This window comes from Bdellovibrionota bacterium, assembly GCA_035292885.1.
In the GTDB taxonomy this organism is placed as follows: domain Bacteria; phylum Bdellovibrionota_G; class JALEGL01; order JALEGL01; family DATDPG01; genus DATDPG01.
Genome location: DATDPG010000019.1, coordinates 49,892 through 72,040 on the forward strand (window position 1 = coordinate 49,892; position 22,149 = coordinate 72,040).

A 22,149-nucleotide genomic window follows, 5' to 3' on the forward strand; every position below is an offset into this window, starting at 1 on the left:
TCTGACGAGATCTCGGGTTAGCGCAACGTGCGCCTAAAGATGGAATTTTCCAACGGGCGACCCGCTCTTCCAGCGGACCCCGCTGAAGATGATCGCCGCGTCATACGGTCATTCAAGCCGGTATTCAATCCACTCGCTGACGCTTTTCTTCCCGTTGCGGTCTTTTTCCTGTCCGTCCCATACGGCGATGGCGAGCTCGCCGCTCTTGTCGAACTTCGCGTCCGCGCTATCTTTGCTCGCGAGGGAGCGGCGGAAGACCACATGCCATTTCCCATCCGAAAATGTACCCAACCCCTCGATATTTTGCGCCTCGACCGGCTGAGTGGTGAGCGTGCTGAAGCCGGTGGCGTTCAAGTCTTCGACCGGATATCTGCGGGTCGGCCACGAAAAACGGTTCCCGGCGGCGACCGCCGTGAGATAAGGCGTTGTCGACTCTAACCCCATAAAGGCCATATCGGTCGCCATGTACGGATAGACATCCGCGAGCTTCCTCTGCACGCCGAGTTCCCTCTGCCAGGCCGCTTTCCAGTGCCAGATATTCACCGGGAGATTTCGCTCGCCCATCGTGTAGATGGGTTCGCCCTTCGTCGGTTCCAAGGGGAACTGGATCGCGCTTCCGTCTGAAAACGCGTCGACGCTCATGAAGTTGTCGTCTTTTCGCGCGCTCGCCCATTCCAAGAGGAAAGCGATTCCTCTTCCGTTCGCAATGGCCCGAACGGCGGCATTGTCGGCGAAATGTCCGGACGCCCAAAGAGGTTTGAGCGGGACTCGGGTGACGGGAGCTTTATCCCAAATGGGATCCGGATAGGCCATCGCGACGCGATCGACCCGGGTCACCTTGACCTGTCGCTCGGCAATCGGTGTGATCGGCACCGGCTTGGAGAGGGAAAGAATGAAAGCGGAGAGCGCCCAATTTTCTTTCGGCTTGAGCACGTCCGTGAAAGAGGGCATTGGCGTGCCGTTGATGCCGGTAATAATCGTGCGATAAACATCTTCCAGGCGCTGGCCCCCCTTCAAATGGCCGCGCGTAAAGTCCGCGGCGCGGATGGGCAGGCCGAAATCGTCCTTTAGGTTTTGAGATTGCGTCCCGAGGCCTTTGCCGTCTGCGCCGTGGCAGACCCGACACTGCATTCGCTCATATACCGCCCGACCTTGAGAGATCAGTTGTTTCGTCACCGCCGGAGCCGTTCCGAGGTTCATCACTTCCGGCGCCGCCTGATTTTTGAACTCGGGTGAGAATCCTTTGATGTACGTGATGATGGCCTGTTTCTCTTCAGGGGTCAGCCGGGGCCAAGCCGGCATGGATGAGCCCGGAAGGCCGTTCGTGACTGTCCGATCCAGGTCCTGATCCGTCGGAAGGGATCCGCTCGACGTCGAGCGGAATTTATAGACGCCTCGCGTGAAATCGCGCGGTTTTGGGAAAAGCAGATACGCGGCGTCCCCAAGGCCGTCGCCTTTTGCACCGTGGCACACGCCGCATTTCACCTCGTAAAGCGTCTTTCCGTCCGCGGCGGAAGCGAGGGCAGGGACGAACAGCAACAGCGAGATAAGCAAAGTCGCTTTCATGATGGATCTCCTTTAAGGCCAAAAAAGCGCAGTTCGTTTTCAACCAGGGCGCGAGTGAACGCCGCGAGCGGAGGCATCAACTTGTTGGGTTCCCGGCGATCCGTGGCATCGAGGTAGGCGAACAGAAATGGAACGACATGCTCCTGGAGAAATCGGCTCCGGGCCTCACGCGAGACGGATGCTCGCTCCGGGTCGTGCTGTTGGAGCGCGACGGCCTCTTTGAACGCAAGGAAGGAAAGAAATTCGAGTTCCAGGCCGATGTGATCCACCCGTTCCTTTTCGTTCGGCTCGACGGCGAACGCCCGGTAAAAGCCGGCCACATCCGCCATGATCTGTTCTTCGCCGAAGAGCTGGCGGTTTCCGTAGCGGGCGCTGTACGGCGGGAAGGTATCGGCCATCACGTATTTCGAAAGATGCTCGAAAAGTTCTTCGAACGCCGACTCTTTGTCCGTCTGTTGCGCTACTTCTTGCCCCCACTGTTTCGCGGACTGCATCAATTCCGGGTCTGCCAATTGCTCCGCCAGCCCAGTTAAATCAGCGTCGGCATCTTTCGTCGCGAGATAGCGAAAGAAATCAGCATCGACCTTTGTGGAAAAAAAGGCCGCCGGAAGCTGATAAAGCCTCGCGAGGGCGAACGCGCGGTCAGATGGAGTTGGCATGTTTCGCCGGCCTTTCATAGACTTCTTCTTCGACACGGACGTCCACCACGTCGCGACCCTTTTTGTCGTATCCGATGATCCGGTCGTTATAGACCTCGAGTTTTTTCCCTCGGATCGTCGTTTCGAACACCTTTTTCCCCTGTTCGATCTTGTATTTGAAAATAATCGGCTGGGCGGCGCGGAAAAGCTGCATGACCGCCAGCGTTTCGCGGGACGGCCATGTGTATTCGTCGATGGCGTGATCGACGCCCGGCCCGAACATCTGAGTGAGATACGGCCGGGGAACCCATCGCGGGGGGATGTAATAGCCGTTGGGTTCGGTCCCGAACTGCGGATAAAGCGGAAGGGCGATCTTCGCGACCTTCACCATGTAATAGAGCGGGTTGTTTCGATCTTCTTTCCACTCGCCGTTCTTGGGATCGATCTTAACGAGCCCTTGCAGACGAATTTTTCCCACGCACGCGCACATGCAGCGGGTCTCGATCGGTGTGCCCGGGAACATCGGTTCGTGACCGGAAATCCGCGGATAGCAGCCGATGCATTTTTCGGATGTGCGCGTGGCTGGCCGATACATCGATTTTTTGTAAGGACACGCTTCCACGCACTTTCGGTATCCGCGGCATCTCTCCTGGTCGATGAGGACAATTCCATCTTCCTTTCTTTTATAAAGCGCCTTTCGAGGGCAGGCGGCCAGGCAAGCCGGATAGCTGCAATGATTGCAGATGCGCTGAAGGTAAAAGAACCAGGTCTTATGGACCGGCAGCTCGGTTCCTTCGGTATGCGCGATGGTTTTCATCAAGCGCGCCCCGCGGGGACTGTCTTCGTGAAGATTGGGGTTCGCCCATTCATCGTCGTCCGGGAGATAGCCGAGCACTCTCTGTTGACCGAACTCCGGCACCAGCCCCGCGGCCTCGAAAACCGTCTTCCCTTCAAAGGTCCCGCCGTTCCAGACTTGCCCTTCCGGATTGGCCTTTTCCATCATGGAAAGAATCTTGACGTCCCAGTGGCGGGGATATCCGCCGTACGGTTTGGTTTCGACGTTGTTCCACCACATGTATTCCTGTCCTTTGGAGAACGTCCAGGTCGATTTGCAGGACATCGTGCAGGTTTGGCACCCGATGCACCGGTTGATGTTGAACACGAACGCGAACTGTTCATCGGGATAAGCCGCGTCGTAGGGGTACTCCATTTCCCGTTTGATCTGCCAGTTGAAGACTTTCGGCATATCTCCTCCTTATTCCCGCTTCGGCGTGCTCTCGTGGATCCAACGCAGGATCGTTTCGCGGCCGTGCGCTTTGTAGAGTTGATGGGTGATGAGATAGAACGGCGACTCGAACAGTTTTAGAATTTCTTCTTTCGGGTGCCCGAAGCGGGCGTACTCCTCAATGATCGTCCGGGCCATCTCCTCGTTGGCCGCCGGATCGTCCGGCATGGGCATTCCGACCAGTACGTTCGGATCGTCGAACTCGAATTCATCCTTGGGCATGATCAACCCCCCTTCGTCAGATCGCCGGTGAGGTACGCCTGCATGAGTTCGTTCTCCTCGCCCGGATTCATTCCTTCACTCCCCGGTTTCCAGGCGCCCATTCCGCCCAGGCCTCCCGGTTCCGCCTTCGTGATCTTCACCAGCGTTTCTTTCGGGACCGTATTGACGGCGTGGTTGTCCGCCTCGAAGCCGAAGACGAACTTCATTTTCGCCTTCGACTTATGGAACAGAGAATCGAGCTGGTGCATCGGAGGGAGCCAGCCGCGCGTGATCGACTGGTGCGAGCCGTATCTAAAGCTCGCCTGATAGCCGGTGTTGCCCGAGAGCGCCCTTCCGTCCGGCCGAGTCTCGTGCGCCTTAACCGTTTTTTCTGTGGCGATGAAGGCGCCGTGCTTCATCATAATGATGTGGTAGGGGTAGGCCGGATTGAATTTCACCCGCAGCATGAGGCGAGCCACGCGATAACGGGGATCGTTCGGCTTCCATCCGGTGTACGGCCGGTCGGCGGGATTCGCGTCGACGTAAACATAATCGCCCTCGTTCAGTTTGAGATCCTTGGCCGCCTTTGGATTCATGTTGATTTCGTATTCCCCGACGCCGGGGGTTCGTTTGTCCATTCGATAGGGATCCCCGAACTGATTGCTCCAGATCGCGTGCCAATCGGTGACCGCCCAGCTGGAATGTGTCGTGTGCCGTGATTTCGGTGTGAGAGCGAAGAACCGATACCCCTTTTCCCAGAGGGGGTTCTTCGTCGCCTTCGCTTCCTTCCATGAAAGTTTTACGTTCCGGACTTGCCGTTCATCCGGGCCCATGGCCGTGCGGGGGATGCCATAGTCGTCCGGCCGGATCCAGGGGTTGGTGGAGACGATGACGTTGGGAAGATACGGCGTCGCTTCCGGTCCCTCGCGGTGGACGATGAAGTTCTCGCCGTACTCCATGACCTCCGGTTCGTCGTTGTAAGCCTGTAACCGTCCGGTCGGCGTGAAAAACGGAAGGCTGTCGTGGATCTGCTCGTAAAACGGGATTCGAGGATACGTTCGGAAGAGCATGAGCGCGGCCCCCGGTTCGCCGTATTTGCCCTTCATAATATCTGTGAGCTGATAACCCTGTGTGGTAGTCGAGCTGTCGAGGAGCCGCTGGATATAAACATCCGAGCTTCCCTCGAGAATGAATTTCCAATACTCGGCGCAGCGGGGGTCGTGAATCAGCTCGCCCAGCTTCTTCGCAACATCGGCCAGGATTCGCGCGTCGTCGTGCGTGTTGTAAACCGGCTTAATTCCGCCTTTCCAGATCTGGAGGAACGGGTTTGAACAGGACGCCGTGATTTCGCGGACGTCCGTTTCGATCCAGGAGTTCGCGGCCAGCGCGATGTCCGAATACTCGACGGAGGCCGTCATTTCGATCTCGTTCGCAACGATCATCTCGACGTTCGGATCCACGTTGAAGATCATTTCGTAGACCCATTTCGCGTTGTTGATGAGGTTCACGTTCGTAAACCACATGACTTTGGTGGGCGTCGGCATATGCGACTTGCCCGTAAAGTTGCGCGGCCCCTTCTTCGTTTTGGCGATCAGCGGCTTGTCGCCGTAATTCCAGTACGCCGGTTCCTCTCCGCGGGAAATTTCGCGGACATGGATCTCCTTCGGTTTGGCGTTCGGATCGACGTTGCAGTGGAACGGATCCTCCGCGACCCACGATCCGAAACCGTATCCCACGCCTTCCGCTCCCTGAAAGAGAGCGGCTTTGTAATTCCCGGCCCAGGTGTAGCTTCCGGCGCCCGGCTTTCCGATGTTTCCCGTCAGAATGAGGGGCAAATACGCCGCGCGGTTTACCTCCGTCGCGTGGAACCAATGGTTGATCCCCTCGCCGACATGGATCGCCGCCGGTGAGATCGTGGCGAAGTCGTCGGCCAGCTTAACAATCAAATCCTTCGGGGCATGCGTGATCTCCTGCACCGTATCGAGGTCGTAATCCTGTAAGTGACGGTGGTACATCGAAAGAAGCGTCATCACTTTCACACTTTTGCCGCCGGTCAGTTTTACCGTCCATTCGCCTTCGAGAGCGGGATCGATCCCTTTCGACGCCAGGGTTTTGCCGACGTCGTCCCGGGTAACGGCTTTGAACGACTTCGAGGCTTCGTCGTAGACAACGTAGTCGGGGAGTTTCGTCCGATTTTCGTCGGTGAGCCCATGGATCTTATACGACGGGCCGTTCTTTAGGTCCGCCGGTTTATATCCGGGGAACAGTTCTGCGGCCGAAAGCCGCCGCGAAGTATCGGTTCGGACCAGAAGCGGAAAATCGGTGAACTGTTTGACGAAGGCAGCATTGTATTGCTTCCGATCGATCATCAGTTTCGTCACGCCGAGCAATAGGGCTGCGTCGGTCTGCGGACGGACCGGAATCCAATAGTCCGCTTTCGTTGCGGGAGGGCTGTATTCCGGCGCGATGCAGACGATCTTGGCGCCTCTTTCCATCGTTTCGATGAAGAAATGGGAGTCGGGCCTTTTATTTTCGACCAGATTCTTGCCCAACTGGACGTGTAATTTGGTGTGCCGGAGATCGTTGAAATCGCAATCGGCCGCCTGAAGACCGTGAACGAACGGATGGCCGGGAGCCTGGTCGCCGTGCCATGTATAATTCGACCATGCTCGCGCGCCTTTGGCTTTGTCCGGTTCGACGCCGCGGACATGGGCGTCGAGAAGTCCCAGCATGTTGGCAAAGCGGTACATTCCATACTTGCCGATGACGCCGAGAAGTCCCATTCCACCGCGTAACTTGAATGTCCTTGTTCCGGCTCCCTCCAGATACGACATCATGTCGGGGTGATACCCCTGATCCAAGAGCCGTTTTTTCCCCTCTTCGCCGCTGTAACGTTTTGCGATCGCGATCATTCCCTTCGCGATATACGTGTTGGCTTCGTCCCATCCGATCGGGTCGAACGTGTCGCTGCCCCGGGAATCGAAATGATATTTCTTTTTGAGTTCCGGAGTCAGGTCGGGAAATCCGTCGTCCGCCCATTGTTTCCATCCCTTGCGGATGATCGGATGCCGCAGGCGATGCGGTCCGTATACACGCCGCTGGAACGTGAAGCCGTTCAAGCAGCCGCGCGGATTCCACGCATACGTCGCCTTGTTTCCGTAAAGGTCTTTGACTTTGTGATTGTCGTAATTCTGCTCGCTCCGCAGAAAAATTCCGTTTCGGACGAAGCCGCGCAGCCGGCATTCATGCGTGCAATTCGGTGAGCAGACCCAGGTGAACGAATCGTCGTATCGGTATTGGTCGAGGTAGACCTTTTCCCAACCGCGGTTCGGGTATCCGGCCAGCGGGTTGCCGACCTCGGTGGTCAACGGTTTCAGTGAGCCGAACGCGAATGCTCGGGGAGCGGAAAGAGCCACGCCTGCGGCGGAGCTGACCTTAATAAAGTTGCGTCGGTTCATCATGTCTCTCTCCTTGGTTCAATGGAAATCGCTGCCGGTTTGGAAACGGTTGAACAGGCCGGAATACAAAAACCGCATCCGTCGCACGACTCGTTGATGTGCGGCCGCCCGTCGATCAGGTCGATTGCCTTCTGCGGGCAGGCCGATGCACACATTCGGCATTCGGATCCCGTCTCGGACGCGCAGTACGAGGAATGAAAAACGGCCGTGCCGATCGGAAGTTTTACCGTTGGAAGCGTGAGAGCGTTTCGATCGCATGCGGCCGCACAAGGATAACCTTCACAAAAGAGACAGCCCGATCGGTCGAAGCGGAGAACGGGAAGGGGCGGATCTCCCTCCAGATGAATGAGATGTTTCGGACAGCCCTCGACGCATCCGCCGCAGGCATCGCAAGACGAGAAGAGCCGTTCAAAGTTTTCGGTGCCCGGGGGAAAGATGGAACCGCGAGCTTTGTGAACGACCTTAGCCCGGACCGAAGAAGCAAAACGTCCGGTGAGGAAACGCCGGCGTTCGAGAGAAAAAGGGGACGCCATCAATGAATCTCTTGGGCCAAATATCCTTCCACGCAGCGCTCGCACGCCCCGTTCTCCCGCCTCCATTCGGGCGAATCGGTTCGGACTCGCGCGGCCACACGATCCAGGTCGGCCGGATCCGCCCAGGCCGACGTGGGAAATCCGCAAAGAGGGCAATGGGGCGTGCCGGCTTCATCTTCCGCGAAAGAGAGGAGCCACTCTTGTGTGGGATGAGCCTCGCGCCGAATCGTTTCGGCCAGAGTGCTCAATGTCTCCGCCGTTCGTCGCGGATAACAATAGGAAAGCCGGTGTTCAAACTCTTGCCGAGCCGATCCGGTGTCGATCCCGAGATTCCGAAGGCGGGCTTCGACGGACATGGACCAAAGAAGTGAAAACCGCTCTTGAGCCGCTTTTTGTCCCGCGGGTGTTGCGGAGCGCCACGCTCGGGACGGTTGATAGGCGAATGCCGGATCGAGCATGTCTGCGATGTGCATCCATTCCGCGTTTAGGAAGTAATCGAAATAAGGTTGAAGAAAGCGCTGGGGTCGGACGGAAAGCCGGACAAAGAGCTGATCGGGATTCCCCTGGGGCACGATTAAATCCGCTCCCTCGTTCTTGGGAGCGTGAGTCACCGCCAGTTCGATTCGCTTCAGCTTCGCAAGAAGGGGATAGTGAAGCAGACTTTTTTCGAGCTGCTCTTGGAAACCGAGCGTTCGAAAGTAACGGAGTTCCAACTCCTCAAAGGAAGCGGCTCGTTGGGAATGGGGGAGTTCGTAAATGGGGTGCGATTCTTTGGCGTATTGCCGGACGATCTCCATATCGTCCTTGCGCTCGCGACGGTTGACTTCGAGCTGCACGGTTTGCCGCAACAGTTCGGGATCGAGATGAAAGAGAGAGCGCGCCGAGGAAGACATAGCTAAACGGATTTGCGGGCGCTCTTCCTCTTGATTTCGTTTCCCCCTTTTAGGAACTTCAGTTCGTGCACTAAAAGAGGATCGGAGTGTTGAATCCAATGGAGAAGCGTCGACTTTTCAGTAAAGGAAACCAGAACGTCATTCACGACGAGGGCCGTAAGCGGGTAGGGCTGATTCGCCACCAACGAAGCGAGGCCCAACATGGCGCCAGGTCCGGCTTTCAGCGGCGCGTGTAGGTCCTTCTCCGTGATTCGGAGTTCGACGGCGCCCTCGTGAATCACAAAGAGGCCGTACGGAAGGTGCCCTCGGTAAAAAAGAACTTGTCCCGCTTTATACCGAGAGGGGGGAATTCGCCTTTTCCAGTCGGTCAGAGATTTCGGACCGATGGTCAGAGCCAAGGGGATGGAAGCCACGAAGTCTCCGTTGGGCGATACAGCCAGCATCATCCCCATTGTTAAGATCCCACGGTTCAAAAAACATGAGCTGAATCAGGCTATGGAAGATTTTTTAACGGATTCCGACCGGCTCTCGGGGAACGTGCACCACGGTTCACCTCCGAGATAGTTCCCGTTGACGGCGTAAGCCCGTGAACGAGAGCCGCCGCAAATCGAGCGATAGACGCAGCCGCCGCAATTTCCAATCAGGAGTTTTGGATTTCGAAGATCGAAAAAGAGGCGGGAGTTTCGGTAGACGTCCGCCAGGCGATCGGTTCGGATATTGCCCGCGCGAATCGGCAGAAAGCCGCTCGGGAAAAGCTCGCCTTCATGGGAGACGAACATGAACCCGTTCCCGGAGTTCACGGTCTTCGGAGCCAGGCCGATGCTCCCCCCGGGACCGATGGCCCGGCGAAGTTGCGCCGGCATCGTGCGTGTCGACGTGATTCCGCCTTCTCGTTCGCACACGTAACGGCGGTAATGCGGAGCCTCCGTCACCTTTAAAACGAAATCGTGTGCCCGATTCAGTTCGTACAGCGTTTCAAACGCCCGCTCGCACATTTCCGAATTCAAGTGTTGAAGAGCGTTGCCCCTGCCGGTCGGCACCAAGAAGAAGACCTCCCAAAAGACGGTTCCCAAGCGGATCGCCAGCTCGCCCATCTCTTTCAGATAGGGAAGGGAAGAGGCCATGATCGTCGTGTTGATCTGCAGCGGGATGCCGAACTCGTGCGCCCAGTGTGTCGCCTCGATGGTTCGGTCGAAAGCTCCCGGGACCCCGCGGAACTCGTCATGCAGTTCGGCCCTCGGAAAATCGAGACTGAACGCTACCTGATCCAGGCCAGTTTTTTTAAGGTTTCGGATGAGTTCGCGAGTAAGCGTGGGTGCCGCTGCCGGAATCGTTCCCATGCGCAGATCGCGCTTTTTCCCGTGGGCGATCAGCTCGAACAGGTCGGGACGCTTGACCGGATCGCCGCCGCTCAACACCATGATCCGTGTTCCCATATCCGCCACTTGGTCCAGGAGATTTTTCCCTTCATCCGTGGTCAGTTCGTTTCGGGATCGGAGCGGCTGCGCCATCGCCCGGCAATGTTTGCAGACGAGATCGCACGCCTGCGTGGTTTCCCAAATGGCGAGAAACGGAGCGACCGAAAAATCGAGCGGTGCGGGCATCATAAGCTGAACTTCACCTGCGTGTAGGCAAAGTAGGCCAGATCAAGGCCGATCACATGATCCATATAGGCTCCGGGGAAGAAGAGGCCGCCCAGAGCTTCGAGATGAACATGATCGTTCACTTTCAGCGCCACGAGGAGATCGAGCTCTTCGCCCGCGTGAAGCCCGGTCTCGGTAGGGGGCGAGGCCTGACCGGCCAGGGGCAATTCCGTCGCAATCGAGTAAAGCACGTCGTTCTGATCCACACGCCAAAACGTATGGAGATCCGATGTGAACGTCCATGCGGCGGTTGGTTTCCAAGAGAGGCGAAAGACGCCGGATTGAACGTTTTGTCTTCCGAGAATATCCATGTACCCGAGCCATCGATGTGCGGTCGGGAAAAGTTGATGGAAGCGGGTGAACGTCGACGTCGACGAGTCGTCTCCGGAGGCGCGATTGTATTCCAAACCGACACGAAGCCCTTCGCGCACGGCGAACGTATAGCCGGTCTCAAGGTCCAACATATACGCCCGCATGTCCTCGCCGCGGTGTTCGCCCACCTGGAACGCTCCTTCAAAGCGGCCGTCGACCAGGCCTACAACAAATTTTGTCCGCGCTCCCAGCGTGGCGAAGTTAAATGTGGTGGGGGAGCCTGCACGATCGTCACGGAGCCAGAGGGTGTAGAAATCCAGAGCCTTCATCGGCTCGGGAAGCCCGATGCCGGCGTACGCACCCGCGAAGTCCGAGCCGCCACCGATTCCCGAATCCGCAACATCGCTCTCTCCCAGTTTTGAATAAAATGCGTCGATCCAGTGAGCGTTCCGGTGAAAGCGAACCAGCGCCGCATCGAACGAGCGACCGACGTTCGAAAAGTCGACGTTTCCGATCACCACGGCATCGCCGTAGTTCATCTCTTGCCGGCCGACTTTAAGGAGGAGCTCGGGATTCATATCCCACTTCACGTAGGCTTGGTGAAGTGAGAGGTCCCGATCCTTTAAGGCGCCACTGGTCGACGTTCCGCCTGTGATCGTTCCGCCCCCGCCGATGCCGGCTTCCGTCTGTCCCCAAAAGCCTGAGAATTGCGGTTGGATGAATCCCTCAAGGGTGGCCATGGGGCGCAACGTTACGTTCATTCGGATTCGCGATCCGATGAAACGTGATCCGTCATCGGTCGTGTTTGAAAAATCGGAATTCTCCCGGCCTTCATATCGAAAACGCGCTTCCCCGCCGAGTTCCCACTTGGGCGGTGCCGCGGGTTGCGGAGAAGGAGTGGGCGTCGGAGCCGCAACTTCCTCCAGTGGTTTCGTTTCTTGAGCGTGAAGACGTGCAGCGATGAACAGGAAAGCAACGAACACTGCGCTGTTGTTCATTCGACATCCCAAGACAACGTGAGGAAATCGGCTTCCGTGACAATCCCGACCAAGCGTTTTTCGTGATTGATGACCGGCAGACAGCCGACTTTGGTGTCGAGCATCAAAGCGGCCACTTCACGCAGATCGGTCTCCGGTGTCGTGGTCAACACTTTCTTCCGCATGATCTCTTTCACGATGACATGCGCAAAAATTTCCTCTTGCCGGTTCTTTGGAAGACGGGCCAAACTGGAAACGGCGGCTTTTAGAAGGTCCCGATGCGTGAGCATTCCGACGACGTGTCTGGACTGATCCACGACCGGAACATGGCGGATCCGCTGCCAGCGCATGAGGTCTTCGGCCAGATCGAGCTTGTCGTCCGGATGGACGAAGAAAACTTCGGAAGTCATGATGTCTTTGACTTTCTTCATACGAGTTCCCCGGTATCATGATGTCTCGAGGGTCGGTGCGAAAGTATGACTTGGATCATGTTGAGAAGAGTGAATCGGACCGCGGAGACACAGGCGAATGAAGCCCATACCCATTACTGAGACCCACGGGACACCGGCTTCAGAGCACGCCATTGATCCGTACCGCGTCTTTTTCCCATTGGGCGTGGTGGCCGGCCTGGTCGGAGTCGGAATCTGGCCCCTTTATGCGGTCGGGTGGATTTCGACGATTCCATCGTCCATCCACGTGGAGCTTCAGCTGCAGGGCTTCCTATTCGCGTTCGTGCTGGGTTTCTTGATGACCGCGCTTCCGAGATTTTCGCTCACGTGGCACGCGACGTGGCCGGAGCTCGCCTGGTTTTCCGGCCTGTTCTTGATCGGAAATGTGGCCACCGCGTTTGGATATTTTCCCATCGGCCGAGCGGCATATCTGATCAATATGATTTCGCTGGCGATCTACGCCATTCGCCGTTTTCGGAAACGGAAATCGGATCCGCCTCCTGAATTTGTATTTGTAGGCGCGGCTCTTTTGATCGGTTTGTTCGCCGCGACTCTTCGCGTGGCGGGACTGTTCGGCTTCATGGAGTCCGGCGCCGAAGTTTTCGGGCGCAGATTGATGTCCGAAGGCATGATGTTGATGCTCGTCCTGGGAATCGGAGGCAAGCTCGCTCCGATGTTTTTCGGTTTCGACGCCACCTCTCCGCTCATTTCGAAGATGGGGGAGGGCGTCCGTTTTACGCGGAAACATCTTGCCTATCTTGGGATCGCGCTGGTTCTTCTTTTTTCTTTTGTCGCGGAATACGCGGTCTCCGAAAAGATCGGCCTCTGGCTCCGGGCGATCGCGGCGACACTGATTTTCTTGGGAACCATGAAGCTCCATCGCCGGACAAAAACCAAAGGGGTCCTGGTGGGAGTGCTGAAATTTTCGTCCTGGGCGGTCTGCTTGTCGCTCTGGGGTTCCGCCATTCATCCGCGATATCGCGTGGAGGTCTTGCACGTCATGTTTATCGGCGGATTTGGAATGATGATTTTGGCGATCGCCACGCGCGTGATCCTGTCCCACGGAAATTATCCTCTGGATCTAGAGCGACGATCGAAGTCTTTGTTCTTCGCCGCGTTTCTTCTGTTCGGCGCGCTGATTTGTCGTGCGATCGCGCCGCTATTTGTGGACGCGTATTTCCCCCTCCTCGGATTGGCCGGAACCTTCTGGCTTTTCGGCCTCCTCCTTTGGGGCGCACTCTTTTCGACCCGCACGATCGTCGTTCGGAAAAAATAAAAGGGAGGAAGAGGTTTCCCTCTCCCTCCCTTCGGAGCATCAGTCAGTCAAGTTACTCAGCGGTTTTCAGATGGATGGTCTTCCGCTCAGTTTTGGCCGCGTCAGTCTTGGGGAGAAGAACCGACAAAACTCCTTTCTTAAATACGGCTTCCGCTTTATCGGCTTTCACCTCACAGGGAAGCGGAATCGAACGATAGAAAGATCCATAGGCTCTTTCAGCCCAGTAATAATCTTTCCGTTTCTCCTCGACCTCGGATTTCTTCTCGCCTTTGATGGTCAGCGTTTCGTTGGTGAGAGAAATCTCGATGTCCTTCTCGTCCACTCCCGGAAGTTCAGCCAACACCTGGATATCCTTTTCGGTATCCTTGACGTCGATCTTCGGCGTGTAAGCCTCCACGCTCTCCGTCATGTAGCGGAATTGAGTTGGCATGAAGTCGCGATATAACTCGTCGAACATGCGGCTCATCAGGCGCGGCATAGCGAAGAACGGAGACTCTTCACCGAATCTCTTTCGAGGCGCTTGCGACTCTCGAAGAATCGGGATGACATTGGGTAGTGCCATTCAAGTCTCCTTTCTTTTCTTTGGTTGACGTTTGACAGCCCGTTACAACCCGCAAACTTTTTCTACGTCCGAAAAGAGAAAATTCACTGACATGTGTCATGGTTTTTGATAAATATTAACATCAAATATGTGCCGTAATTTCAACGACGGCGGGCCGAATCGCAGGTAGCTGCACGAATCGCCACGTCCTCCGTCCCTAGAACCGAAAAACCGTGAGACAAATCAGTTTTGTTTCTGGCGGGATGCGCAGAATGACTTCAATTACAAGGGAGGTCGTATGTCGACGTATCGAGCTCGGGATATAATGAAGCGCGACGTCATGACCGTGCCGGAAGATATGACCGTTCGCGAACTCGCCACTTTTCTGATCGAAAACCAAATCAGCGGCGCCCCCGTGACCAATAAGAGGGGGAGGATCGTCGGCGTCGTATCGATGCGCGATATCGTTGGCGTGGACGTCGACCGGCCCGACTCGGTGTCCGGCTCGCGCAACCGCCCGGAATTTTACGACATGTCATGGGACAACATGAATTTGATCGACGAGGTTCCGCAGATGCACATTGAGCGGCAGGGCATGCTGGTCGGAGACGTCATGAATTCCGCGGTTTACAAGGTTCACCCCGACGCTCCGGTTCGAGACATCGCACAGACGATGCTCCAGGCGAAGATTCATCGGGTGATGGTCATGAACGGCGGAGACCGTCTAGAGGGTATCGTCACGACGATGGATCTCCTACCTCTGATCTAGTTGATCACGCAAAAATAGCCTTGGGCTCCTGCCACCCAAGGCTATTTTTGTGTCAGCTTAGCCCGACTAGTTCCCCCTTGTATTACCGGACTAGGCCGCTTCTTTTTCGGCGTTGTGGACCTGGAACTTATGCCACCGGACCGTGAGCACCGGGCACAGGGCGTTTCGCACCACCCTTTCGGCTACGCTGCCCATCACAAAGCGGTCGATTCCCGTTCGTCCGTGCGTTGACATCACGATCCAGTCGGCTCCGGAGTCGTCCGCTTCGTCACAAATCATCTGCGGAACCGAACGATTCGTGGATACGACCACCGACGTCACCTTTACGGGCGCCTTTAACTCCTGAATGTACTTGTCCATTTCTTTCCGCGCCGTATCGTTTGTCTTTTGTTCCAGATTTCGTCCCGGCCAGAGCGAATCCTCGCCGTAGATCACCAAACCGCTCAAATCCCGGACGTGAACCAGGCGCAATTCGGCGTTAAAGGCTTTACATAACTCCATCGCTTGTTCGGCCGCTTCTTTTGAAGCATCGGAAAAATCAATGGGTACCAAAATTTTCTGGATCATGGTCATGGGAGGCTCCTTTCTGTAGATTAAGTTTCTTTCCGAGCGCCGCCTGAACGAGGGCTACAAAATCGACCTCAGTGACGATTCCCACGAGCTTCCCGTTCTCAATTACCGGAAGGCAACCCACCTTCTCCTTAGCGATCAGTTCCGCGGCCATCTCGAGCGGCATATCCGGACTTGCGGTTACGACATGGCTTCGCATCAGATCACGAACAGGAATGTGCGCGTTTAGATTCTTTTGATGATCGGGATGGGGATTCGCAAAACAAGAAATGGCCCCCCGCAATAGGTCCCGGTGAGTGACCAGGCCGACCAACCGACGATTGTCGTCGATGACGGGAATGTGGCGGATTCGATGCCATTTCATAATCTCCTCCGCCATGTCGAGCGTTTGATTCTCGAGCAGTGTAAAGAGATTCGTGGTCATGATGTCGGAAACTTGCATCGTATACCCAGAGATAGAATCCCGCTTCGGGCTCGGTATACTATGATCCCCATCATAGACGGATGACTGCAGCGCGTTAGAAAGAGAAATTCCTATAGGAGGTGTGAAATGAGATGCAAAGATCTCATGAACGGCAACGTTCGTTTCTGCCGAGAATTAGACCCCATTCATCTCTGCGCAAAGCTGATGCGCGATCATAATATCGGTTTTGTCCCGGTTCTGGATGTGAACGATCGGGCGGTTGGAGTGGTCACCGATCGGGACATTACGTGCCGCGTTGTGGCCGTACAAAAATCGTTCGCACTTCCGGTGCGCGAGATCATGACGCGACATCTGTTATCGTGCGGCGCGGAAGACGAACTCGGGTACGCCGAGGCCAAGATGAGCCAGCAAAGAAAGTCGAGAATCCTCGTCATGAACGAGGAAGGCAAAGCGGTGGGCGTGATCAGTCTGTCCGATATCGCCCGTGCGGAGCCTCATCGGCGTTCCGGGCGCGTGCTGGAAGAAGTCACGCGCCGAGAGGGCAGTTCGCGCCCGGTCGTCGTGATCTGACAAGGCTATTGCGGCATCCCTTCGACATGGGCCCAAGCGCCCTTGCCGAGGGGATATCGATATCAAGAAGGACCCGAAAACTGGCTGACGAGCGTTTCTAGTTGCTCTGGTTTCATCTCGAGATGCAAGCTGACGCTATGTTTCCGCTGGTCGACGGGCTGGCAGACGACAACTTTTCCTTTCAATAGAATCCGCTGAAACGTGTGAGGAAGGTGGATTCGAACGAAAACCGTTTCACCGGTCTCTACGAAACGTTCCGACTCTATGAACATTCCGCCATGTTTCATGTTCCTTTCGAATTCCACCCGAAGCGCGTCGGCGGTCATAAAAAAAACATCCAGGACAACAAGATCAGGTTCATTTCGTTCCTGTTGTTCGGACGGGTCGTGGTCTTGAAGGTGGTTTTGGATGTAATGATTCAGAGCGGCAATGCCGGATTGTGGAATCTCCGTGAACCGGAGCGCGGCGAATGTTTTTTTGTCTTTCGAGACCTCATAAAGAAGCCGGCCGACGCCACGAACCTGGGCGTATCCGGCGCCCAGGTGAACGACGACGGGATATTCCTGCCCACGCCGGGGGACCAACCCTTCCCACTTTACGAGCATTCCGCCGCAACTTAGCTCGCGAACTTCGAATTGAACCTTTGCCCGCTGGACCGTGTCGATGAGGTCCGTTTGGATCGCCGCCGTTTCCGTGGAAATGCGCGGATGCTTTCGGCGGTCGGCTTGGGCGAGCAAAGATTCCAGATTGGAAGAAGCGTTGGCGGCAGCCCTATCGGCTTTGTCCGAAGTTCGAAACTCATTCAATTTAGCCGTCCATTCTGCATCCAGGACTCGTAAGCGATTTGTAAAACGCTCATGAAAATAACCGGTTACTTCCGTAAGTTCCGTCAACGGCTGCTGGGAAAAGTGAACGTGAAATAAATGCCGCTCAAACTCGTCCACGGTTTTGAAACGCATCTCCAGTTCTTTGCCCAATGCACGATTGAAAAAGATCCGAAGAACGTTTTCATCATTTGAGCTTCGAACCAGATCTTTGCAGGGAAGGCGAGGGATCGAACCCTCCTCGATCGCGCGCGTTAGGTCAATTTTGCTGGTCCCTTCGAAGGGGCGTTGACCGAAGAAGAGATAGAACGCCAAGACGCCAAGCGAGTAGATGTCCGTTCCGGTGCTGGGTGCCGCACCTTTGAAAACCTCAGGGGGAAGAAAAGCGAGCTTTCCAAAGTGTCGGTGTGTGGCATCGGCAAAGCTTTCCTGCCCGGCGCTTCCAAAATCGACGATGCGGATCGTGCCGTCCTGAGCGATCATCACGTTGTCCGACGATAAATCGCCATGGAACAGAACGGAATTCGAGTTCTCAAAGATGGACGTTCGGTGAAGATAACGGAGGGCCTGGCAACAATCTCGGATCAAATAAAGGGAAAGCGGCAGGGGCACTTTTTGTCCCGCCTGCTGATAATCGTCGATCAGTTGCTGAACGCTTCCGCCAAGCAAAAGCTCCATGACCAGGAAGTACGTGTCGTTTATCCGTCCTTGATCGAGAATGGGAAGGATGTTGGGATGGCGCAATTTCGAACCGATCCGAACTTCACGAATAAAGTCCGCCACGGCCTGAGGTTCATGAACTCGTTCGGCTTTCAGGCATTTAACCGCATACGGCTGTTGATCCTTTACTCCAAGGTAAACATTGGAGAGCCCCCCTTCGCCGATCTTGTGGATTAGATGGTATCTGCCGAGACGAGGGGGCATCTTCGATGCATTATACCCCCGCTTAAGACGGAGAGGATATCGTACTTAAACGTAGTTCAGATACGTCGGCCGGTACTGTTTGGCCTGAACGAAGCTCGGAATATCGGACGGCTTCGGTTCTCGCGCAAGCTCCCGCCGATGAGCGATCTCCATAACGGCCCCTGCAATAGCCGCCGAGACTTCCCGGATTTTCGATAGAGGCGGATAAATCGATCCACGCTCCAGGTCCTCCTTCGATACGTGCTGCGCCAACGTCTTCGCCGAGGCGAAAAACATTTCATCCGTCACGAATCTTGCTCCGCTAAGAACGACGCCCAAGCCGACGCCGGGGAAAATGTACGCGTTGTTTCCCTGGCCGGGAGCGAAACGCTTGCCTTCGTACGTCACCGGATCGAACGGACTGCCGCTGGCGAAGATCGCCCTCCCTCGGGTGTGAACGTATGCTTCTTCGGCCGTACATTCCGCCTGGGAGGTCGGATTCGACAGAGCAAATACGACCGGCCGCTCGTTGAGCTTGGCCATTTCTTCCAATATCTCCTTGGTAAACTGCTTCGGATGACCCGATACGCCCACAAGCGCCGTCGGTCGCAATGAACGAACGGCCTGGAAAAGATCCGCCATCGGCGCGTGGGAATGTGCGTACGGACGTTTATGTTCCTGAAGATCTTTGCGAGAGCTTTCTACGAGTCCCTTGGAGTCGACGAACCAGCATCGTGATATCGCTTCCGGTTTGGCTAACCCGCCCTCCATAATCGCGCTGACGATCAAGTCGCCGATCCCGATGGCGGCTTCACCCGCTCCATGCATCAAAATTGTCTGGTCCGTCAGCTTTTTCTGCGTGATCTTCATGGCCGAATAAATTCCCGCCACGGTTACGGCGGCGGTTCCCTGAATGTCGTCGTTGAAGCAGCAAACCCGCTCCCGGTATTTGTTCAAAAGCCGGAAAGCGTTGTGATTGGCGAAGTCCTCGAATTGAAGAAGGGCCTTCGGGAAGATATCCTGGACCGCACTGACGAACTCTTCTATGAGATCGTCGTATTCCTTCCCTTTCAATCTTGGCGCTTGCGTTCCCAAATAGAGCGGATCTTTCAAGAGTTCCTGATTGTTCGTGCCGACGTCCAGCGTGATCGGCAGCGATTGCCTGGGGTGGACGCCCGCGCACGCGGTGTAGAGGGCCAGTTTTCCCACCGGAATCCCCATGCCGTTGGCGCCCAGATCACCCAAACCGAGGATTCGCTCGCCGTCCGTCACGACGATGACGCGAACATCCTTCTCCGGCCAATTTTTGAGAACTTGGCGGAAGCGGCTGCGTTCATGGCGGGTGAGGAACATGCCGCGCGACCGCCGGAAGATATGGCCGTACAGCTGGCAAGCCTTTCCCACGACGGGCGTGTAAATAACCGGCATCATCTCTTCGATGTGATCTTGAATGACGCGGTAGAAAAGGGTCTCGTTCCGGTCTTGGAGACCTCCCATATGAATGAATTTCTCGAGTTCATTCGGTTTTTTTCGGTAGTTTTCCAAGACTCGAGCCACCTGTTCGTCTTGCGAACAGATCCGGGGAGGTAGAAGCCCCTCCAGGCCGAGTCTTCGCCGTTCATCGGCGGTGAATGCCGTGCCTTTGTTCAACCCCGGGTCGTGAAGCAGTTCGTCACCCGTATAGGCGACGCGAAGCGTGTGCTCATCCAGGGATCGATGTTTGCTCGATGACATGATTTTCTCCTTTTCCGGCGCGGCTTTAAGCGGCGCGATTCAGGGCATTTTCTACCGCGATTCGGCGCATGACAAGATGATTCGGATCAGCGATTCGGAACGAGAAGAATCTCACCCGCGACATCGGAATCCAGCGCTAACGTCGTCTCGTCAATCTGTATAACGACGGACGGCCTGAGCTGTTTCAGTCGGAGTCGGGTCCCCGGAAGAATGCCTAGGGAAGAGAGTTCATTGAGTCGCGTGGGATGACTCACTTGAAGCGCCGCGACTTCACCACATTGTCCGGGTTGCAGATCCAACAAGCGGGTCATGCCTCCTTCGCCGTTGATTCTTGGATGTTGGTGCGTTCCGAAAATGCGGCTCAGCCATCGCGCGGCGATCGATCGAGAGGGATCCGGAAATTCATAACCGCACGTAGGACAGCGGATCAAGCCGCATTTTCCGGCAAACGGGCAGGCACACGTTTCCGCTTGCGGCGAGAACGCTTTGTTGCATAGAGGACAGCGAAGGGAAACTTCCGGTGTCAGAGCCATGCGGACCTCATGGCGAGATTGACCATTCCACCCACGAAAAACGCGAGAGGAAAAATCAGGGCCGTCATCCAAGCCGCTGTTTTGAGGCCATGTTCTTTAATCACCACAAAGAAGTTGGCGATACATGGAATGAAAAGCGTCATTGTCACCATCGCAACCACCACTTGAATCTCCGTTTCCGGCGCCACGCGCCCGGCCGCCAATCCCGGCCGGAATAGATCGTAAAGGCCGGCGGCGCCGTAATCCCGGCGGAGAAACCCGATCAAAAAAGCGTCCGTGGCTTTCGCCGGGAGATCGAGCCACCCGGTCACTAAGGGAGAAGCTGCTTGCTGCAGCCAACGAAGCGCGGAAAGGCGGTCCAGAAACCACAATATAAATGTGCCCAGAAAAAAGAGCGGGACGGCTTCGCGCAGATACCACTCGATTCGAGCGGCTGTTTTAATCAAGACGTTTGAGCCCAACGGTTTGCGCAAGGGGGGTATTTCGAGGATGAAATCGCTCCCGCGTCCCGGATAGAGTTTCCCGGCTAAAAAACCCACGACCATCATGACGGCGACGACGGTTCCCACCCACCAGAGCGTGGCCGCCAGGCTCAGCTGAGCGAGGAGCCCGAGGATGACGCCGAGCTGGGCCGAGCACGGAATGGCGAGCGCCAGGAGCAGCGTGACGATGATCCGTTCTTTTCGGCTGGTGAGCGTTCGTGTAGTGATCGTGGCCATGGTGTCGCATCCCAGGCCGAGAACCATCGGCATCACGGCTTGGCCGTTGAGGCCGAACAGACGGAAAAATCGATGCAACAGAATTGCGAGCCTCGGCAGGTAGCCGCTGTCCTCCAAAATCGAAAACGCGATGAAGAAAAAACCGACGATCGGAAGGACGATGGCGACAGAGTAGGAAAGCGCCATGGAAAAGAGGCCGTAGTCGCCGATCAAAAGGCCGGGACCCGTCCCGATCTCCACGCCTTTCGCGCCGATGAAAAAGGGTTCCCACGATGCCGGCAGAAGTACTCGGAGCGTCCAATCGAAAGCCGGCGTCAGAAATTTTGCGAAGACGGTGTTTTCAAGGAAATCCACCGCTTTTCCGGCTCCCAATACGCCGACGAATAGATAGATGCCATAAAGCACGGCGAGAGCCAGAGGGAAACCCCAAACCGAGTGTGTCGTTATTTCGCCCAATCGCGTGAGCCACGTCTGCGACTGTGTGATCTTTTGGCGACGGACGACGCTCAAGACGCGATCGACCCATTCAAACCGGCAACGTGCGACTTCCGCTAAAAGCCCGGGGCCGAGTTCTTCTCGCAATTGATTCGCGGTAGTCTCGGCCTCCCTCGCCCGGTCGTGGAGCCACGATTTCGCGCGGCCGGGCAACGAACCGTTTCCAATCAAAAGCAGCAGCGCTCGCCCCCGGCGCCCCGGCATTTCAGCCGGCATCAAGGACGCGATCCGGTGGAGCGCGGATTCAATCGCCGGCGGATACGAAAGACGGATTCGTCCGCGCTGGTAGCGAAGCTTGAGGTCCAATAGCTCTTCAAGTCCCTTATTCTGAGTAGCCACGGTACCCAGTACGTGAACGCCGAGTTCCTCGCGGAAAGCCTTGAAGTCGATTTCAAATCCGGCTGCGAGCGCCTCGTCCATCATGTTACATACAAGGACGGTGGGTGCCTCCAATTCAAGCAACTGAATCGTCAGGAAAAGAGCCCGCCGAAGGTTTTTAGCGTCGCAGACCTGAATGACTTCCAGGCCGGGGTGGTCCAATCGGTCGAGGAGCGCATCCCGAGCGACGCGATCCGCGTCGGAAACGGCGAATAGACTGTTCGTTCCCGGCAGATCGAGGATTTTGGTATTCCGGCCTTTGAAAATACCCTGGAGAATTTCGACGGTCGTCCCCGGGTAATTCGACACATGGGCGTAATGGCCGGTCAGATGCCCGAATATCGCGCTCTTCCCTACGTTGGGATTTCCGACCAAGAGCGTCGAGGTCGTGGGCGTGGGCGCCGGTGCCTCCGCTATCGCGGCCCCGGCGCATTGCGAGTGGGCAATCACCTTTTGAA

21 protein-coding genes are annotated in these 22,149 nt (G+C 56.2%); 3 read left to right on the plus strand and 18 right to left on the minus strand.

Translation table 11 applies throughout. The features are described 5' to 3' along the window. Nucleotides 1–108: 108 nt before the first annotated feature. The 11 genes from VI895_01290 to VI895_01340 are packed head-to-tail and all read right to left on the minus strand — an operon-like array spanning nucleotide 109 to nucleotide 11,937. On the minus strand, nucleotides 109–1,566 hold the full coding sequence (locus tag VI895_01290) for an ethylbenzene dehydrogenase-related protein (GenBank protein HLG18433.1): 1,458 nt from the start codon (nucleotides 1,564–1,566) through the stop codon (nucleotides 109–111). After that, nucleotides 1,563–2,225, minus strand: coding sequence for a molecular chaperone TorD family protein (locus VI895_01295; GenBank protein HLG18434.1), 663 nt, complete (start codon nucleotides 2,223–2,225; stop codon nucleotides 1,563–1,565). The genes VI895_01290 and VI895_01295 overlap by 4 nt, the downstream gene beginning before the upstream one ends. Continuing rightward, the gene (locus VI895_01300) at nucleotides 2,209–3,450 is read right to left on the minus strand and encodes a 4Fe-4S dicluster domain-containing protein (GenBank protein HLG18435.1); all 1,242 of its coding nucleotides are present in this window, start codon (nucleotides 3,448–3,450) and stop codon (nucleotides 2,209–2,211) included. Before VI895_01300 ends, VI895_01295 begins: the two co-directional genes overlap by 17 nt. Nucleotides 3,451–3,459: 9 nt before the next feature. Then, nucleotides 3,460–3,711, minus strand: a complete 252-nt coding sequence (locus tag VI895_01305; GenBank protein ID HLG18436.1) for a hypothetical protein — start codon at nucleotides 3,709–3,711, stop codon at nucleotides 3,460–3,462. A gap of 2 nt (nucleotides 3,712–3,713) precedes the next feature. Further along, nucleotides 3,714–7,151: a molybdopterin-dependent oxidoreductase gene (locus tag VI895_01310; GenBank protein ID HLG18437.1), complete on the minus strand. Its 3,438-nt coding sequence runs from the start codon at nucleotides 7,149–7,151 to the stop codon at nucleotides 3,714–3,716. Next, nucleotides 7,148–7,681 (minus strand): hypothetical protein, encoded by a 534-nt coding sequence (locus tag VI895_01315; protein HLG18438.1) that lies wholly within the window; start codon nucleotides 7,679–7,681, stop codon nucleotides 7,148–7,150. Before VI895_01315 ends, VI895_01310 begins: the two co-directional genes overlap by 4 nt. Further along, nucleotides 7,681–8,574 (minus strand): hypothetical protein, encoded by an 894-nt coding sequence (locus VI895_01320; protein ID HLG18439.1) that lies wholly within the window; start codon nucleotides 8,572–8,574, stop codon nucleotides 7,681–7,683. Before VI895_01320 ends, VI895_01315 begins: the two co-directional genes overlap by 1 nt. 2 nt (nucleotides 8,575–8,576) lie before the next feature. After that, nucleotides 8,577–9,026 carry a cyclic nucleotide-binding domain-containing protein gene (locus VI895_01325; protein HLG18440.1) on the minus strand — a complete coding sequence of 150 codons (450 nt, stop codon included), beginning with the start codon at nucleotides 9,024–9,026 and terminating at the stop codon, nucleotides 8,577–8,579. A 36-nt stretch (nucleotides 9,027–9,062) separates the two neighbouring features. Then, entirely contained in the window at nucleotides 9,063–10,178 is a 1,116-nt protein-coding gene (locus VI895_01330; GenBank protein HLG18441.1) for a TIGR04053 family radical SAM/SPASM domain-containing protein, read from the minus strand. Beyond that, entirely contained in the window at nucleotides 10,178–11,527 is a 1,350-nt protein-coding gene (locus VI895_01335) for an alginate export family protein (protein ID HLG18442.1), read from the minus strand. Before VI895_01335 ends, VI895_01330 begins: the two co-directional genes overlap by 1 nt. Continuing rightward, nucleotides 11,524–11,937, minus strand: a complete 414-nt coding sequence (locus VI895_01340) for a CBS domain-containing protein (protein HLG18443.1) — start codon at nucleotides 11,935–11,937, stop codon at nucleotides 11,524–11,526. Before VI895_01340 ends, VI895_01335 begins: the two co-directional genes overlap by 4 nt. 97 nt (nucleotides 11,938–12,034) lie before the next feature. Here VI895_01340 and VI895_01345 point away from each other — a divergent pair, with 97 nt between their 5' ends. Then, nucleotides 12,035–13,231, plus strand: coding sequence for an NnrS family protein (locus VI895_01345; GenBank protein HLG18444.1), 1,197 nt, complete (start codon nucleotides 12,035–12,037; stop codon nucleotides 13,229–13,231). A 52-nt stretch (nucleotides 13,232–13,283) separates the two neighbouring features. Here the strand turns inward: VI895_01345 and VI895_01350 are convergent, their stop codons facing one another. Further along, entirely contained in the window at nucleotides 13,284–13,793 is a 510-nt protein-coding gene (locus VI895_01350) for an Hsp20/alpha crystallin family protein (protein HLG18445.1), read from the minus strand. A 277-nt stretch (nucleotides 13,794–14,070) separates the two neighbouring features. Between VI895_01350 and VI895_01355 the strand changes: the two genes are divergently transcribed. After that, nucleotides 14,071–14,541 (plus strand): CBS domain-containing protein, encoded by a 471-nt coding sequence (locus VI895_01355; GenBank protein ID HLG18446.1) that lies wholly within the window; start codon nucleotides 14,071–14,073, stop codon nucleotides 14,539–14,541. Between the two features lie 90 nt (nucleotides 14,542–14,631). Here the strand turns inward: VI895_01355 and VI895_01360 are convergent, their stop codons facing one another. After that, nucleotides 14,632–15,114 carry a universal stress protein gene (locus VI895_01360; GenBank protein HLG18447.1) on the minus strand — a complete coding sequence of 161 codons (483 nt, stop codon included), beginning with the start codon at nucleotides 15,112–15,114 and terminating at the stop codon, nucleotides 14,632–14,634. After that, complete coding sequence (locus VI895_01365) at nucleotides 15,080–15,553, minus strand: CBS domain-containing protein (GenBank protein HLG18448.1); 474 nt, start codon at nucleotides 15,551–15,553, stop codon at nucleotides 15,080–15,082. Before VI895_01365 ends, VI895_01360 begins: the two co-directional genes overlap by 35 nt. Before the next feature lie 108 nt (nucleotides 15,554–15,661). On the opposite strand from VI895_01365, the gene VI895_01370 reads away from it, so the two are divergent. After that, nucleotides 15,662–16,105, plus strand: coding sequence for a CBS domain-containing protein (locus VI895_01370; GenBank protein ID HLG18449.1), 444 nt, complete (start codon nucleotides 15,662–15,664; stop codon nucleotides 16,103–16,105). A gap of 62 nt (nucleotides 16,106–16,167) precedes the next feature. On the opposite strand, the gene VI895_01375 is transcribed toward VI895_01370, so the two are convergent. From VI895_01375 to feoB, 4 genes are all read right to left on the minus strand, one after another. After that, nucleotides 16,168–17,853, minus strand: a complete 1,686-nt coding sequence (locus tag VI895_01375; protein HLG18450.1) for a protein kinase — start codon at nucleotides 17,851–17,853, stop codon at nucleotides 16,168–16,170. A gap of 45 nt (nucleotides 17,854–17,898) precedes the next feature. Beyond that, the gene (locus tag VI895_01380; GenBank protein HLG18451.1) at nucleotides 17,899–19,566 is read right to left on the minus strand and encodes an NAD-dependent malic enzyme; all 1,668 of its coding nucleotides are present in this window, start codon (nucleotides 19,564–19,566) and stop codon (nucleotides 17,899–17,901) included. Between the two features lie 86 nt (nucleotides 19,567–19,652). Next, nucleotides 19,653–20,099: a FeoA family protein gene (locus VI895_01385; protein ID HLG18452.1), complete on the minus strand. Its 447-nt coding sequence runs from the start codon at nucleotides 20,097–20,099 to the stop codon at nucleotides 19,653–19,655. Continuing rightward, nucleotides 20,090–22,141, minus strand: coding sequence for a ferrous iron transport protein B (gene feoB, locus VI895_01390; protein HLG18453.1), 2,052 nt, complete (start codon nucleotides 22,139–22,141; stop codon nucleotides 20,090–20,092). The genes VI895_01385 and feoB overlap by 10 nt, the downstream gene beginning before the upstream one ends. Between the last annotated feature and the right edge of the window lie 8 nt (nucleotides 22,142–22,149).

Excerpts from the sequence above, each read along its gene's own strand:
- VI895_01290 (HLG18433.1), bottom strand. The coding sequence starts at position 1,566 with ATGAAAGCGACTTTGCTTATCTCGCTGTTGCTGTTCGTCCCTGCCCTC.
- VI895_01295 (HLG18434.1), bottom strand. The coding sequence starts at position 2,225 with ATGCCAACTCCATCTGACCGCGCGTTCGCCCTCGCGAGGCTTTATCAG.
- VI895_01300 (HLG18435.1), bottom strand. The coding sequence starts at position 3,450 with ATGCCGAAAGTCTTCAACTGGCAGATCAAACGGGAAATGGAGTACCCC.
- VI895_01305 (HLG18436.1), bottom strand. The coding sequence starts at position 3,711 with ATGCCCAAGGATGAATTCGAGTTCGACGATCCGAACGTACTGGTCGGA.
- VI895_01310 (HLG18437.1), bottom strand. The coding sequence starts at position 7,151 with ATGATGAACCGACGCAACTTTATTAAGGTCAGCTCCGCCGCAGGCGTG.
- VI895_01315 (HLG18438.1), bottom strand. The coding sequence starts at position 7,681 with ATGGCGTCCCCTTTTTCTCTCGAACGCCGGCGTTTCCTCACCGGACGT.
- VI895_01320 (HLG18439.1), bottom strand. The coding sequence starts at position 8,574 with ATGTCTTCCTCGGCGCGCTCTCTCTTTCATCTCGATCCCGAACTGTTG.
- VI895_01325 (HLG18440.1), bottom strand. The coding sequence starts at position 9,026 with ATGGGGATGATGCTGGCTGTATCGCCCAACGGAGACTTCGTGGCTTCC.
- VI895_01330 (HLG18441.1), bottom strand. The coding sequence starts at position 10,178 with ATGCCCGCACCGCTCGATTTTTCGGTCGCTCCGTTTCTCGCCATTTGG.
- VI895_01335 (HLG18442.1), bottom strand. The coding sequence starts at position 11,527 with ATGAACAACAGCGCAGTGTTCGTTGCTTTCCTGTTCATCGCTGCACGT.
- VI895_01340 (HLG18443.1), bottom strand. The coding sequence starts at position 11,937 with ATGAAGAAAGTCAAAGACATCATGACTTCCGAAGTTTTCTTCGTCCAT.
- VI895_01345 (HLG18444.1), top strand. The coding sequence starts at position 12,035 with ATGAAGCCCATACCCATTACTGAGACCCACGGGACACCGGCTTCAGAG.
- VI895_01350 (HLG18445.1), bottom strand. The coding sequence starts at position 13,793 with ATGGCACTACCCAATGTCATCCCGATTCTTCGAGAGTCGCAAGCGCCT.
- VI895_01355 (HLG18446.1), top strand. The coding sequence starts at position 14,071 with ATGTCGACGTATCGAGCTCGGGATATAATGAAGCGCGACGTCATGACC.
- VI895_01360 (HLG18447.1), bottom strand. The coding sequence starts at position 15,114 with ATGACCATGATCCAGAAAATTTTGGTACCCATTGATTTTTCCGATGCT.
- VI895_01365 (HLG18448.1), bottom strand. The coding sequence starts at position 15,553 with ATGCAAGTTTCCGACATCATGACCACGAATCTCTTTACACTGCTCGAG.
- VI895_01370 (HLG18449.1), top strand. The coding sequence starts at position 15,662 with ATGAGATGCAAAGATCTCATGAACGGCAACGTTCGTTTCTGCCGAGAA.
- VI895_01375 (HLG18450.1), bottom strand. The coding sequence starts at position 17,853 with ATGCCCCCTCGTCTCGGCAGATACCATCTAATCCACAAGATCGGCGAA.
- VI895_01380 (HLG18451.1), bottom strand. The coding sequence starts at position 19,566 with ATGTCATCGAGCAAACATCGATCCCTGGATGAGCACACGCTTCGCGTC.
- VI895_01385 (HLG18452.1), bottom strand. The coding sequence starts at position 20,099 with ATGGCTCTGACACCGGAAGTTTCCCTTCGCTGTCCTCTATGCAACAAA.